The 220-nt window shown below is 41.4% G+C and carries 1 protein-coding gene; it reads right to left on the reverse strand.

Going from position 1 to position 220, the window contains the following annotated elements; translation table 11 throughout:
* Nucleotides 1–220 (reverse strand): IS66 family transposase (locus tag GOQ24_RS17015; RefSeq protein ID WP_160339601.1); only part of this gene is annotated, 220 nt, incomplete at both ends.

Genomic DNA, 220 nt, shown 5'->3' on the forward strand with positions numbered 1-220 from the left:
TTCACGTCGAGCATGTGCCCAACAAGCAAGATGCGTTACATCTGACTTATTTCCATAGGCTTGGTAGCCGATAAACCCATCAGTTTGCAGATATCCTTTGAAATTTTCTAATACAGGTAGTGCAGCACTACCGCTACGAGTAGGACTGTAATTAAACATTACAAGCTTGGATATAGGTGCATGATACACCCAATAGTAGCCAAGATGAGTTTTGTCTTTC

The organism is Myroides sp. LoEW2-1 (assembly GCF_009767705.1).
Lineage (GTDB): Bacteria > Bacteroidota > Bacteroidia > Flavobacteriales > Flavobacteriaceae > Flavobacterium > Flavobacterium album_A.